General features: G+C 39.6%; 12 protein-coding genes. 1 reads left to right on the forward strand and 11 read right to left on the reverse strand.

Going from position 1 to position 14,049, the window contains the following annotated elements; all coding sequences use genetic code 11:
* Positions 1 to 31: 31 nt before the first annotated feature.
* Positions 32 to 889: a class II fructose-bisphosphate aldolase gene (locus BLR36_RS08540; protein ID WP_093061332.1), complete on the reverse strand. Its 858-nt coding sequence runs from the start codon at positions 887 to 889 to the stop codon at positions 32 to 34.
* A gap of 129 nt (positions 890 to 1,018) precedes the next feature.
* Entirely contained in the window at positions 1,019 to 1,375 is a 357-nt protein-coding gene (locus tag BLR36_RS08545; protein ID WP_093061333.1) for a response regulator, read from the reverse strand.
* A gap of 168 nt (positions 1,376 to 1,543) precedes the next feature.
* Between BLR36_RS08545 and BLR36_RS08550 the strand changes: the two genes are divergently transcribed.
* Entirely contained in the window at positions 1,544 to 2,059 is a 516-nt protein-coding gene (locus tag BLR36_RS08550) for a DUF2529 family protein (protein WP_093061334.1), read from the forward strand.
* Positions 2,060 to 2,756: 697 nt separating this feature from the next.
* Here BLR36_RS08550 and BLR36_RS08555 read toward each other — a convergent pair.
* The 9 genes from BLR36_RS08555 to BLR36_RS08590 all read right to left on the reverse strand — a co-directional run bounded on the left by BLR36_RS08555 (position 2,757) and on the right by BLR36_RS08590 (position 13,907).
* Complete coding sequence (locus BLR36_RS08555; protein ID WP_093061335.1) at positions 2,757 to 4,352, reverse strand: CTP synthase; 1,596 nt, start codon at positions 4,350 to 4,352, stop codon at positions 2,757 to 2,759.
* A 225-nt stretch (positions 4,353 to 4,577) separates the two neighbouring features.
* Complete coding sequence (gene rpoE / locus BLR36_RS08560; RefSeq protein ID WP_175454021.1) at positions 4,578 to 5,111, reverse strand: DNA-directed RNA polymerase subunit delta; 534 nt, start codon at positions 5,109 to 5,111, stop codon at positions 4,578 to 4,580.
* A 72-nt stretch (positions 5,112 to 5,183) separates the two neighbouring features.
* Positions 5,184 to 5,342 carry a hypothetical protein gene (locus tag BLR36_RS18795; protein WP_175454022.1) on the reverse strand — a complete coding sequence of 53 codons (159 nt, stop codon included), beginning with the start codon at positions 5,340 to 5,342 and terminating at the stop codon, positions 5,184 to 5,186.
* A gap of 105 nt (positions 5,343 to 5,447) precedes the next feature.
* Complete coding sequence (icmF, locus tag BLR36_RS08565; protein ID WP_093061336.1) at positions 5,448 to 8,705, reverse strand: fused isobutyryl-CoA mutase/GTPase IcmF; 3,258 nt, start codon at positions 8,703 to 8,705, stop codon at positions 5,448 to 5,450.
* 37 nt (positions 8,706 to 8,742) lie between these two features.
* Positions 8,743 to 9,360, reverse strand: a complete 618-nt coding sequence (locus BLR36_RS08570) for a TetR/AcrR family transcriptional regulator (RefSeq protein WP_093061532.1) — start codon at positions 9,358 to 9,360, stop codon at positions 8,743 to 8,745.
* Between the two features lie 9 nt (positions 9,361 to 9,369).
* On the reverse strand, positions 9,370 to 10,509 hold the full coding sequence (locus tag BLR36_RS08575; RefSeq protein WP_093061533.1) for an acyl-CoA dehydrogenase: 1,140 nt from the start codon (positions 10,507 to 10,509) through the stop codon (positions 9,370 to 9,372).
* Positions 10,510 to 10,699: 190 nt separating this feature from the next.
* Positions 10,700 to 11,836, reverse strand: coding sequence for an acyl-CoA dehydrogenase (locus BLR36_RS08580; protein WP_093061337.1), 1,137 nt, complete (start codon positions 11,834 to 11,836; stop codon positions 10,700 to 10,702).
* A gap of 14 nt (positions 11,837 to 11,850) precedes the next feature.
* Entirely contained in the window at positions 11,851 to 12,702 is an 852-nt protein-coding gene (locus BLR36_RS08585) for a 3-hydroxybutyryl-CoA dehydrogenase (protein ID WP_093061338.1), read from the reverse strand.
* Positions 12,699 to 13,907, reverse strand: a complete 1,209-nt coding sequence (locus tag BLR36_RS08590) for an acetyl-CoA C-acetyltransferase (RefSeq protein WP_093061339.1) — start codon at positions 13,905 to 13,907, stop codon at positions 12,699 to 12,701. Before BLR36_RS08590 ends, BLR36_RS08585 begins: the two co-directional genes overlap by 4 nt.
* Between the last annotated feature and the right edge of the window lie 142 nt (positions 13,908 to 14,049).

The raw sequence follows: 14,049 nt of genomic DNA on the forward strand, positions 1-14,049 counted from the left end.
TCTCCCCTGTAGCTATTTTTCTAATTTATTATTAAGCTTTGTTTGAACTTCCAAACTCACGCATTTTGCCGATTACTGTTGCTTTAATCGCATCGCGTGCAGGTGTCAAATATTTACGTGGATCGTATTGCTCTGCATCTGAAGCTAGGAAATCACGAATCGCTTTTGTTGCAGCAATTTGGTTTTCTGTATTCACATTGATCTTCGCAGTTCCAAGAGAAATTGCGCGTGTAATATCATGTGTTGGAATACCAGTTCCACCATGTAAAACTAGAGGAAGGTCTGCAAGTTTAGAGATTTCTTCCATTTCTTTGAAACCTAAATTTGGTTCTCCTTTATATGGTCCATGAACAGAACCTAAAGCAGGAGCTAAACAATCAATTGCTGTGCGTTTCACAAGCTCTGCGCATTCAGCAGGGTCCGCGTATATAACTCCATCCGCAATAACGTCATCCTCTTGTCCACCAACTGTTCCCAGTTCAGCTTCTACAGATACGTTGTGGGCATGTGCATATTCGACAACTTTAGTTGTAATTTCAACGTTTTCTTCAAATGGATGATGAGAAGCATCAATCATGACAGAAGTGAAACCAGCATCAATTGCTTCTTTACATTTTTCAAAGCTAGATCCATGATCTAAATGAATTGCTACTGGTACGGAAATTTTATAAGATTCGATTAATCCTTTTACCATATATACTACTGCTACGAAGCCACCCATATATTTTGCTGCACCTTCGGATACACCTAAAATAACTGGTGATTTTTCTTCTTCAGCTGCTAGTAGGATAGCTTGTGTGAACTCTAAATTGTTAATGTTAAATTGTCCTACTGCATACCCTTCTTTTTTTCCTTTTTCCAGCATTTCTTTCATCGAAACTAAAGCCATTGATATGGACCTCCTCTATTTGCTTTTACTCCACAATTATCTTTTCTATTCCACAAAAAATGGAACTTCTACTTTTCTTCTTCATCATAACAAAAACAGGCGATGTTTTCCACTGCCTGCTGTTCCATCTCATTTCAGGAGATTATTCACAGAATCTCTAAGTTCAAATACATCAAATGGCTTAGTGAAATAAAGTGAGGCACCTAATTTCTTTGCTTCTTCTATGAAATTTAACTCTCCGTAAGCTGTCATCATCATGACCGGGAGCTCACTCCATTGTTCTTTTATACGCTTTAAAATTTGAATTCCATCCATCCCGGGGATTTTCATATCGAGTAAAACTCCATCGATATTGTGCTCATTGATAAGTTCTAACGCCTCATACCCATTTGCAGCTAAACTGACATTATACCCTTCTTGAGTAAACAACTCTTTTAATAACAACCTAATACCTAACTGATCATCCACTATTAAGATATGTTTCATCACAAGCAAACCCCTTCTTTATTAATCCCTATTTGTATTATACGATATTTGTTATGGTAATCCCTCTTTTTTTAATATATTTTTCCATTTTAATTGGATTTATTACCCATGAAGATATGTTTTTTAAAAGGAGAACTTTGCTATATAATGAACAGGAGGTGAATTTCGATGAAAATGTTAACTACTCAACTTTCTGGATTATTACAACGAATCGCAAGTGCAGAGGAAGAAAATATTGAGGAAACTGCTCGTTTACTCGCACAAGCGGCTGCCCGAGTAGGGACAGTTTTTTTCGCTACTTTCGGAGAAATGAAAAGTATTTCAATTAATGGACAGTTTGCTGCGGAACCTTTCCCATCTATGCAGGCTTGGTCACCCGAAATCGAACTGACTAGTGCTGATCGTGTTTGGATTCTAACTCGTTCCTGTAACGACGAAGATGCACTGGACTTAGCTAAAAAATTGAATGACGAGTTTATTCCTTTTAGTGCTTTAGCAGCCGAACCAGGTGGCGATGACAATTTGCTAGCTGAACTTGCTTATACATACATTTCCACAAAACTCACTAAAGGGCTCCTTCCAGCAGAAGATGGAACACGTATTGTGCTTCCCCATGCTTTAGCTGGACTGTATGTGTATGAAGCAGTGAAAATGAAGTTGAATGAAATGCTTGTTGGTGAATAATTTATGAAAAACAGTCTAAGGGTAATATCTAATCTTTAGACTGTTTTTTTGTTAGGTTTTTTTGGCTAGTTTTTTTATTTTGTGAGTGTTTAGCTCTTCAGCGCAAGTAAAATTTTACTGAACGCAAGTATTACAGAATGAGAGTAAGTATTTACTTGTTTAACGAAAGTAAACGGCTATTGAAAGCAAGTAATGCTTCTTTTCTACGATATTAGTTGTAGGTAATATATACTGATGATTTTCGTTTCAGGTGGACGCTTTCCGCGGGCAGTCGCTAAGCCTCCTCGCCTTGCTTGTGCAAGTCTGCGGGGTCTCAGCTTGACTGCTATTCCCGCTGGAGTCGCCACCTTTCACTCCAATCAAATAATAAGTAGATTTTATATTAGAAATTGAACAGAGCTTGTATTATAAACACGATTATTACGAAAAGCATAAATTCATTTAGAACTCTCCTATCTTTTGCAATCCTACTGCAATTACGTATATATTTCATGATTTTAGTAAGTGAACTTGTACCGTGCGGTAGCGCACATCCGTGTTGAATATACTTAATCTGGTAGCCAATTAATTGAGTATGTAAAAAAAAGAAGGATTACTCATGCTAAATCTCATGAGTAATCCTCTTTTTTATCCGTAAAGTATGTGAAAGTAGTGCGCGAATTTAGACTGACTTCACTAATTAGGCGCTTCCACTTTTTTATTCACCAACGGATGCTTTAATGAAGTCGCGGAACAACGGTTGTGGACGTTGTGGACGTGACACAAATTCCGGGTGGAACTGGGAAGCTACGAAGAATGGGTGATCTGGTAGCTCGATGATTTCGATAAGACGACCATCTGGGCTTGTACCAGAGAACACAAATCCTGCTGCTTCGAATTGCTCACGGTATTCGTTGTTGAACTCGTAACGGTGACGGTGACGTTCGTACACAAGTTCTTCTCCGTATGCTTGGTGAGCTTTTGAACCTGGTGTTAGTTTACATGGATATAATCCTAAACGAAGTGTTCCGCCAAGGTCCTCCACATCTTTTTGCTCTGGCAATAAATCGATAATTGAATGTGGAGTTGTTGGATCTAACTCTGTAGAATGAGCTCCTTGAAGTTCTAGAATTGAACGAGCAAATTCTACTGTTGCTAATTGCATACCTAAACAAATACCTAAGAATGGTACATTGTTTTCGCGTGCAAATTTAGTAGCAGCGATTTTCCCTTCTACTCCACGGTCTCCAAATCCACCAGGAACAAGGATTCCATCTACATCTCCGAGGATTTCTGCAACGTTAGCATCACTTACTTCCTCTGCATTCACCCATTTCACTTCTACGTCTGCATCAAATTTATAGCCTGCATGTTTCATCGCTTCTACTACAGAAATGTATGCATCTTGAAGCTCTACGTATTTACCAACTAAACCAATACGAACTTTTTTCGATAAGGATTTTACTTGGTCTACTAATGCTTTCCAGTCTGTCATATCGGCTTCAGGTGATTGAAGTTTGAAATGATCTACAACAATTTGGTCCAAATGTTGAGCTTGTAAATTCAACGGAATTTCATATAAAGAATCCGCATCAATACATTCAATTACTTCTTCTGGTTTAATATCGCAGAAAAGCCCAATTTTATCTTTCATATCTTGAGGAACTGGCATTTCCGAACGAAGTACAATTACGTTTGGTTGAATACCTAGGCTACGCAACTCTTTAACACTGTGCTGTGTTGGTTTTGTTTTCATTTCTCCTGCAGCATTTATGAATGGCACTAAAGTACAGTGAATATACATTACGTTATCGCTACCAACATCACGTTTCATTTGACGGATCGTTTCTAGGAAAGGAAGAGACTCAATATCCCCTACTGTTCCACCGATTTCCGTAATAACAATATCTGCATGTGTTTCTTTTGCAGCTAAAAATAAACGATCTTTGATTTCATTTGTAATATGTGGAATGACTTGAACTGTTCCACCATTATAATCGCCGCGACGCTCTTTTCTAAGTACTGACGAGTAGACTTTACCAGTTGTAATATTTGAGTATTTGTTCAAGTTGATGTCGATAAAACGCTCGTAGTGACCTAAATCTAAATCTGTTTCTGCTCCATCATCTGTTACGAAAACCTCTCCGTGTTGATATGGACTCATTGTCCCAGGGTCTAAGTTGATGTAAGGATCGAATTTTTGGATCGTTACGTTTAGTCCTCTATTTTTCAATAAACGACCAAGTGATGCAGCCGTAATCCCTTTACCAAGTGAAGATACAACCCCACCAGTAACAAATATAAATTTAGTCATCTTGTGTTCCTCCTAATATAATATCTAGTTCGTTCGCCGCAATATCCAAGCGGGAACATTGTCTTATTTTAGTATGCGTAAAAGAATGAAATAAAATAAGAGTAGAGCAAAAACAAAAAAACGCTCCGCCTGCTTCACTGCAGGGGAGCGCATATGCACATGAGTAATGTCTCTTCAAAAAGAGCCCAATAGTATCTTATAGCGTTTAAATGGATAAGTCAAGAATTATTCTTCGTCTTCCTCGTCTAAATCCTCATCCAATTCAAATTCATCATCGTCTTCATCGATTAAGTCTTCTTCAATCACTTCATCAATCTCTTCTTCGACAAATTCGATTACTGGCTCGTCGTCTTCATCTTCGTCATCGTCGTCATCTTCAACAAACTCATCGAATTCTTCTTCGAAGATGATTTCGTCCTCATCTAAATCTTCTAAATCATCGTCTATTACTTTATCTTTCTTTTTACGAACCTTAACAGTAGGAGCAGATTCTTCTTCAATTTGTTCTACAGGATACCATTCTCTTAGGCCCCATTGGTTTTCTGCAATAGCCAAAAAGCGTCCGTCAATATTCATATCTGTATAGAATTGAGGTTTGCGTGAAGCCATTTCCTCATCAGTAAGACCGTTATAATGTTGAATCTCATCAAATAGTTCTTTTAAAGTTAATGAGTTTTTTTTATCTTCTAAAATCGCAAATGCTAAGTCGATTAACGATTCTTCTTGTAGTTGTACTGTTGTCATTTCACGAAATTTCAAATCGTGCACGTCCTTTCTATGTTCGTCTGCATACTTTTCATTATATACACACAAGTATGTTATATGCTACATTCATTTATTCTTTTTGAAAAGAGAAATTTTAGCTCCTACAATGACAAACAAATAAAATGATATTAAAAGCAGTGGAATAGATGCAAGTTGTTTGTTATATAAGAAAATAGTTAGTAGTAAGAGAATTACTATGACCATGAAATGAACAGGTTTTCTCATCCAAATTCTCCTTTACTACATACTAGGTATATTATACAAAAAAACAGGAAAAAAGTGTTCCAATATTCATCAGAACACTAAACTTTATTTTCCTGTAACGATTGTTTACATATTTCGACGGTATTGTCCGCCTACTTCATACAATGCATGGGTAATTTGACCAAGACTTGCTTTTTGTACAGTTGTCATTAACTCCTCAAAAATGTTGCCACCTGTAACAGCAACTTGCTTCAAACGAGCAAGAGCTTTTTCGGTCTCAGCTTCGTTTTTTTGTTGGAAATTTCTTAGATTCGTTATTTGCGTTTCTTTTTCTTCTTTTGTTGCGCGTGCAATTTCCATATTATTAATGTCCTCTTCAGAAGCAGGATTAGGATTTAAGTAAGTATTCACCCCGATAATAGGAAGCTCGCCTGTATGTTTTTTCATCTCATAATGCATAGATTCTTCTTGAATTTTACCACGTTGATATTGTGTTTCCATTGCCCCAAGCACGCCACCACGATCATTAATACGATCGAATTCGGATAGCACTGCTTCTTCTACTAGGTCCGTCAATTCTTCGACGATGAAAGCACCTTGCAATGGATTTTCATTTTTTGATAAGCCATGTTCCTTCGTAATAATCATTTGAATCGCCATTGCGCGGCGCACTGATTCCTCTGTAGGAGTGGTAATAGCCTCATCATAAGCATTCGTATGCAGAGAGTTACAGTTATCCTGTAAAGCCATTAATGCTTGTAAAGTTGTACGGATATCGTTAAAGTCAATTTCTTGTGCATGTAAGCTTCTGCCTGATGTTTGAACATGGTATTTCAGTTTTTGACTGCGTTCATTTGCACCATATTTATCGCACATAACAACTGCCCATATACGACGAGCAACGCGACCAATAACTGTATACTCTGGGTCCAATCCATTCGAGAAGAAGAACGATAAATTCGGTGCAAAGTCATCAATATGCATACCGCGGCTTAAATAGTACTCCACATAAGTAAAGCCATTCGCAAGTGTGAATGCCAGCTGCGAAATTGGATTCGCTCCTGCTTCTGCAATATGATAACCCGAAATAGATACTGAATAATAATTACGAACCTTTTGGTCAATAAAATACTGCTGTATATCCCCCATCATACGAAGGGCAAATTCTGTAGAGAAGATACATGTATTTTGACCCTGGTCCTCTTTCAATATATCCGCTTGAACAGTTCCTCGAACGACCTGTAATGTAGTAGCTTTAACATCTGTAAATTCCTCTACAGTTAGCGTTCGCCCCAGCTCTTCTTCCTTTAGACGCACTTGCTGATCAATTGCCGTATTCATAAACATCGCAAGAATAATTGGAGCAGGTCCATTGATCGTCATCGAAACCGAAGTGGAAGGTGCGCATAGGTCAAACCCGTCATATAGCTTTTTCATATCTTCTAATGTACAAATGCTTACACCAGATTCCCCGACTTTTCCGTAAATATCAGGACGATGATCAGGGTCTTCTCCGTATAATGTCACTGAGTCAAATGCAGTGGATAAGCGTTTTGCATCGTCATCCTTCGATAAATAATGGAAGCGACGATTTGTGCGCTCAGGAGTCCCCTCTCCAGCAAATTGACGTTTTGGATCTTCCCCTTCTCGCTTGAACGGAAATACACCTGCCGTATAAGGGAATGAACCTGGAACATTCTCTTTATACACCCAACGTAAAATCTCTCCATAATCTACGAATTTAGGTAGCACTATTTTCGGTATTTTTAGTCCTGATAAACTTTCTGTACGTAAAATGGTGCGAATCTCTTTATCACGAATCTTTGTGATGAATTCGTCCCCAGCGTATGCTTCCTTTAAAGCTGCCCAGTTTTCTAGAATACGTTTAGATTCTGCAGTCAGTTCATCTCGAACACCTTTAGCTAATGATTCGAGAGATTGAACCAGTACGTCGTCTGACGCTTTTTCCTTCACCTGTTCAATTGCACCTTCTAGCTGGAATAGTCTTCTAGCAAAGCCTACCTGTTCTTCCGACTTGTGATGGTAACCACGAACAGCATCTGTAATTTCACGTAAGTAGTAGCGGCGATCGTTAGGAATAATGACGTTTTGTTTTTGCGTTTTCACAAATTGATCGTAGGAGGTTTCCCAAGTGGATCCTGTCTTCTCGTTTAATGTAGCAATAAGTGCTGCAAATAATGAATTCGTTCCTTTATCATTAAATTGACTAGCAATTGTTCCATATACAGGCATTGTATCTAAATCATCATGCCATAACTCGCGGCTTCGTTGATACTGCTTTTGCACTTGGCGAAGGGCGTCCTCAGAACCTTTACGCTCGAATTTATTGATAACGATTAAATCTGCATAGTCAATCATGTCAATTTTCTCTAGTTGGGAAGGTGCTCCGAACTCGCTAGTCATTACATACATCGATACATCCGATACATTTGTAATTTCTGCGTCCCCTTGTCCGATTCCACTCGTTTCTACAATAATCATGTCATATCCAGCAACTCTTACAACATCTAATACATCCGCAAGTGCTCCTGATAATTCTGTACGTGAACCACGAGTTGCCAAGCTTCGCATAAATACACGCTTGTTGAATATTGCATTCATTCGAATTCGGTCACCTAGAAGTGCTCCACCTGTTTTTTGCTTCGTGGGATCAATGGATAGCACAGCAATCTTTTTATCTGGAAGCTCTTGTAGGAAGCGACGAATTAATTCGTCTGTGAGCGAGCTTTTTCCTGCTCCACCAGTACCTGTAATACCTAACACCGGTGTGCCTTTGGATAATTTCTTTGCTTGCTCCAGCATTTGAATCGCTTCGTCACTATGTGTTTGATGCGCTTCCTCTGCTACAGTGATTAAATGAGCAAGCACTTCAGGATTTTCTGTCGTAACGCTTGTAATTTCTTCGTTTACACCCTTTGCTTCTGTTGCCACATCACATTCCATTAGGATTTGATTGATCATTCCTTGTAACCCTAATTTACGACCGTCTTCTGGTGAGAAGATGCCGGAAATGCCATATTCCTGTAATTCTTTTATCTCTTTTGGAATAATTACTCCGCCACCGCCGCCAAAAATACGAATATGCGGCGCACCACGCTCTACGAGTAAATCTTTCATATATTTAAAATACTCCACATGCCCTCCTTGATAGGAAGATATGGCGATTCCTTGCACATCCTCTTGAATTGCCGCATTTACTACCTCTTCCACTGAACGATTATGCCCTAAATGAATAACCTCTGCTCCGCTTGCTTGTAAGATGCGACGCATAATATTGATGGATGCATCATGCCCATCGAAAAGGCTCGATGCTGTAACGAAACGCACATGGTTTTTTGGACGATATACTTCTACCGTTGACATGTTGATATTCCCCCTTGTTTGTTAGCAAACGTGTTTTTTATTTCATCCCATCGAGTAATAATTCGATTTGTAACTCTGTAAATTGTTCGATCGTATATTCCTTGCGCAGCGCCCATCTTCGGAACGCCCACATTTGTCCTTGAACGACTAATGTATGTGCGTAAAGTTGTGCCTGGGCCTCCGTTAGTTCAAGTTCCCCTGCTTGAATACAGCCAATAATTATTTGATGGAAGATATCGACCATTTCCAATTCTTTCGTTAATACATATTCTAATGCACCTTTTGGGAGCGACTTCGATTCTTGATACATAACTACGAACTCGTCTGACATATCATCGATTACCCCATAGTAGTGACGGATAGCTGTTTTTAATTCGCCTATCGTTCCGTTTTCTGCAATAATTTGAGACAGTCTGTTGTGCACTTCATTGTAAATACTGTCACAAACCAAATAGAGTACGTCTTCCTTTGAACGAATATATTCATACAAGGTCCCAATACTAAAGCCAGCTTCTTTAGCTATTTCTCTAGTAGTTGCGCGATGAAAGCCTTTTTCTTTGAATAAAGTAACAGCTGCTCGAATCATTTGATCTCGTCTTTTTTCAATAAGATTCTCATCTTTGACCGATGTCTTTACTTCATGTTTCTTTTCCATAGTCATCTTTTACTTCGTTAACATACGAGAAATAACTAACCGTTGAATTTCTTGTGTACCTTCGTAAATTTGTGTAATTTTTGCATCGCGCATATAACGTTCTACTGGGTAATCTTTCGTATAACCATATCCGCCAAATACTTGAACAGCTTCCGTTGTTACTTTCATCGCAGTATCACCAGCCATCAACTTTGCCATAGCTGATTCTTTTCCGTACGAAAGTCCATTTGACTCTAACCAAGCAGCTTGATAAGTAAGCAAACGAGAAGCTTCTATAGAAGTTGCCATATCAGCAAGTTTGAATGATACCCCTTGGTTTGCAACGATTGGCTTACCAAATTGTACACGCTCTTTCGCGTAATTTACCGACGCATCTAAAGCTCCTTGTGCAATTCCTACTGCTTGAGCAGCAATTCCGTTTCGTCCACCATCTAATGTTTTCATCGCGATAATGAAACCTTCACCCTCTTGCCCAAGAAGATTTTCTTTTGGAATGCGGCAATTATCGAAAATAATTTCAGTAGTTGGAGAAGAGCGGATTCCTAATTTTTTCTCTTTTTTACCAACTGAGAATCCAGGGAAATCTGCTTCAACGATAAAAGCACTCGTGCCTTTATGCTTCGATTCAGGATCTGTTACTGCAAATACTACATAAATATCGGCAATACCACCGTTTGTAATAAAGATTTTAGAACCATTTAACACATAATGATCACCATCTAATTTTGCAGTAGTTTTCATCCCACCCGCATCAGAACCTGAACCAGCTTCCGTTAAACCATAGCCACCGATTTTTGTTCCTTCTGCCATAGGACGAAGATATTTTTGTTTTTGCTCTTCATTGCCGTATTTGAAAATCGGCCAACCTGCAAGTGAAGTATGTGCAGATAAAGTTACGCCTGTTGAAGCACAAACGCGCGAAAGCTCTTCTACTGCGATACAGTACGCTAGATAATCTGAACCAATTCCGCCGTACTCTTCCGGCCAAGGAATTCCAGTTAGCCCAAGCTCCGCCATCTTGTCGAAAATTTCACGGTCAAAGCGTTCCTCTTCATCACGTTCAGCGGCTGTTGGTGCTACTTCGTTTTCTGCAAAGTCTCTTACCATTTTACGAATCATTTCATGTTCTTCTGATAGTTGAAAGTTCATTGTCATTCCCGCCCTTTTTGGTTTTAGTTTGGTTGTTTGTTGATACTTCGAGAGGGGTCTCTCGTATAGCTTAAGGTCTCTCTCGGATGGAGCATGTTTTCTCTCGTATAAAACAGAATCTCTCTCGTATAGCTTGTGATTTCTCTCGGATAACCGTGAATCTCTCTTGTATACAACGAAGATGCTTGTTTTAGTTCGTTAGGTGTTTGGCAATCACAATACGTTGAATTTCACTTGTGCCTTCATAAATTTCAGTGATTTTCGCATCCCGGAAATAACGTTCTACTGGATAATCCTCTGTATAGCCGTAGCCACCGAATACTTGCACTGCTTCAATTGCTACGTCAACCGCGGTTTTTGAGGCAAATAGTTTTGCCATCGATGCTTCTTTGCCACAAGGAAGACCTTGGTCACGTAGACTTGCAGCACGGTAAACTAGTAATCTAGCAGCTTCCACAGCTGTGCCCATATCTGCTAGTTTAAATCCTACACCTTGGTTTGCTACGATCGGTTTACCAAATTGTACACGCTCTTTTGAATAACCAACAGCGGCTTCGAAAGCGGCTTCAGCAATACCGAGTGCTTGAGTTGCAATACCGATACGACCCGTGTTTAAGTTGGCCATCGCAATTTTAAAGCCTTCTCCTTCTTCGCCAAGTCTGTTTTCTAATGGTATTTTCATGTCTTCAAACGTTAGCTCTACAGTTCTAGAACCATGAAGACCCATTTTATGTTCGTCTTTCCCAACGATAAATCCTGGTGTATCTTTTTCAACGATAAATGCCGTAATACCTCTTGAACCGAGCGAGTGGTCAGTCGATGCAAAAACAATATAAACATTTGCCTCACCACCATTTGTAATAAAAACCTTGGAGCCGTTTAATACATAGTGATCATCTTTTAGGACAGCTTTTGTTTTCAATGCACCTGCATCTGATCCTGCGGAAGCTTCAGTCAAGCAAAAGGCACCTAAATATTCGCCCGATGCTAGCTTCGGAACGTATTTATTTTTTTGTTGCTCTGTACCAAAATATAAAATTGGATTAGTTCCAACTGAAGTGTGAACAGAAAGTATTACTCCTACTACTGCGCTCACTTTTGATAGTTCATTAATGGCAATTACATAGCTTGTAAAGTCCATTTCTGATCCGCCATACTGCTCTGGAACGGTGATTCCCATTAAACCGAGCTCTCCCATTTTCTTTAAAATCTCGCGTGGGAACTCCCCTTGCTCCATTTTTTCGATAAATGGTTCGATTTCTGTTTTTGCAAAATCTCTCACCATATTGCGCATCATTAATTGTTCTTCTGTAAATTTCAATTCCATCCTAAGTGCCCCTTTTATTCGTAGATGTAGAATCCTCTACCTGTTTTCTTACCTAACCAACCGGCTTTCACATATTTACGTAGCAACGGACATGGACGATACTTACTGTCACCAAATCCTTCATGTAAGATTTCCATAATGTAGAGGCAAGTGTCTAAACCGATAAAGTCCGCTAGCTGAAGCGGTCCCATTGGATGGTTCATTCCCATTTTCATCACATCATCAATAGCTTCTTTCGTTGCCACACCCTCGTAAAGCGTGTAGATTGCTTCGTTAATCATCGGCATTAATATGCGGTTAGATACGAATCCAGGAAAGTCATTTACTTCAACTGGCACTTTGCTTAGTTTCGTCGTCATTTCTTCAATCGCAGTGTAAACTTCATCAGATGTAGCGAGTCCGCGAATAATTTCTACTAGCTTCATAACTGGAACAGGATTCATGAAGTGCATCCCAATTACTTGCTCTGGACGCTTTGTCGCAGCAGCAATTTCAGTTATCGGCAGTGACGATGTATTTGTCGCAAGTATTGTGTGAGCAGGTGCGATTTCGTCTAGTTGTTTGAAGATGGATTGTTTGATCTCCATATTTTCGACAGCTGCCTCAATCACAATGTCCACATCATTAGCATCCTCAATCGATAGCGACATCGTAATTTTGTCTAGCACTAATTGTTTTTCATCTTCCGTCATTCGACCTTTTTCTACGTTCCGAGAAAGGTTTTTAGTAATTGTTTGGATTCCACGGTCGTAAAATTGCTGTTCGCGATCATTTAGCTTCACGTCAAATCCCGCTTGAGCGCATATTTGAGCAATTCCAGATCCCATCTGCCCTGCGCCAATTACCATTACTTTTTGGATATTCATGCAATGCTACCTCCTGTTTTTGGAACTTCGATCATGATCGCATCTCCCTGACCACCGCCAGAACAAATCGCTGCGATACCAATCCCTCCACCGCGGCGCTTCAATTCGTATGCAAGCGTTAAAATGATACGTGCACCAGATGCTCCTATTGGATGACCAAGAGCTACTGCCCCACCATTTACATTTACTTTATCCTCGTCTAGACCTGCTAATTGGCTGCTCACTAATGCAACAGCTGCAAAGGCTTCGTTTATTTCAAATAAATCAATATCTTCTAATGTCTTTCCTGTTTTCTCTAGAATTTTGTTAATGACTAGTCCCGGTGTTTGTGGGAAGTTTTCAGGTTCCACTGCTACTTCTGCGTGTCCAATAACATATGCAAGCGGTTCTTTTCCAAGTGATTTTGCCTTTTCCTCACTTGTTAAAACGATGGCACATGCTCCATCATTAATCCCAGGTGCGTTACCCGCTGTAATTGTTCCTTCTTTTCCAAAAGCGGGCTTAAGAGTTGCTAGTGATTCCAGTGATGTATTGCGACGTGGAGATTCGTCTTCATTCACAACGATTGGTTCACCTTTTCGTTGGGGTATTTCGATCGGTGCAATTTCTTCTCCTAAAATTCCATTATCAATTGCTTTTAATGCAAGGTCATGACTTCTAAACGACCAAGCATCCTGCTTTTCACGAGATAATTCAAACTTTTCTGCTGTCGAGTTACCGTATGTTCCCATATGAACATTTTTTGGATGGAATGAACAAGATAGTCCGTCGTAAACCATACCGTCGACCATAGTTGCGTCTCCCATGCGCAAACCAAATCTACCTTTTGGTAAATAGTAAGGTGCGTTGGACATTGACTCCATGCCACCCGCTACAATAATTTCCTCGTCACCTAATCGGATCAATTGATCGGCAAGTGTGACACTTCGCATTCCGGAGGCACATACTTTATTGATCGTTTCTGTTTTTACAGACCAAGGAATTCCTGCTTTAGTTGCCGCTTGACGAGAAGGAATTTGTCCTTGCCCCGCCTGTAGAACTGTCCCCATAATTACCTCGTCTATTTGTTCAGGGTCAATACCTGTGCGATTAAGCGCTTCTTTAATTGCTACTCCACCAAGATCAGATGCAGTTAAAGTACTTAACGCTCCTCCAAATTTACCAAAAGCTGTTCGTGCTCCATCCAAGATAACTGTTTTCGTCATGTAGACACCCCTTTTGTTGTATGCGCTTTCAACTATTCAAAAATAAAAAACGACTGAACGCTCGCTCGACTTTATTAGTAAGAAAAAGGGAGTAAAAATTTACTCCCTTGCTATTTAACACTAGTTTACGAAACTATAAGAC

Origin of the sequence: Psychrobacillus sp. OK028 (genome assembly GCF_900103605.1) — a bacterium.
Taxonomy (GTDB): Bacteria; Bacillota; Bacilli; order Bacillales_A; family Planococcaceae; genus Psychrobacillus.

Bases quoted from the DNA above. Each gene is read 5' to 3' on its own strand.
- BLR36_RS08540 (WP_093061332.1), bottom strand. From the start codon at position 889: ATGGCTTTAGTTTCGATGAAAGAAATGCTGGAAAAAGGAAAAAAAGAA.
- BLR36_RS08545 (WP_093061333.1), bottom strand. From the start codon at position 1,375: ATGAAACATATCTTAATAGTGGATGATCAGTTAGGTATTAGGTTGTTA.
- BLR36_RS08550 (WP_093061334.1), top strand. From the start codon at position 1,544: ATGAAAATGTTAACTACTCAACTTTCTGGATTATTACAACGAATCGCA.
- BLR36_RS08555 (WP_093061335.1), bottom strand. From the start codon at position 4,352: ATGACTAAATTTATATTTGTTACTGGTGGGGTTGTATCTTCACTTGGT.
- BLR36_RS18795 (WP_175454022.1), bottom strand. From the start codon at position 5,342: ATGAGAAAACCTGTTCATTTCATGGTCATAGTAATTCTCTTACTACTA.
- icmF (WP_093061336.1), bottom strand. From the start codon at position 8,705: ATGTCAACGGTAGAAGTATATCGTCCAAAAAACCATGTGCGTTTCGTT.
- BLR36_RS08570 (WP_093061532.1), bottom strand. From the start codon at position 9,360: ATGGAAAAGAAACATGAAGTAAAGACATCGGTCAAAGATGAGAATCTT.
- BLR36_RS08575 (WP_093061533.1), bottom strand. From the start codon at position 10,509: ATGAACTTTCAACTATCAGAAGAACATGAAATGATTCGTAAAATGGTA.
- BLR36_RS08580 (WP_093061337.1), bottom strand. From the start codon at position 11,836: ATGGAATTGAAATTTACAGAAGAACAATTAATGATGCGCAATATGGTG.
- BLR36_RS08585 (WP_093061338.1), bottom strand. From the start codon at position 12,702: ATGAATATCCAAAAAGTAATGGTAATTGGCGCAGGGCAGATGGGATCT.
- BLR36_RS08590 (WP_093061339.1), bottom strand. From the start codon at position 13,907: ATGACGAAAACAGTTATCTTGGATGGAGCACGAACAGCTTTTGGTAAA.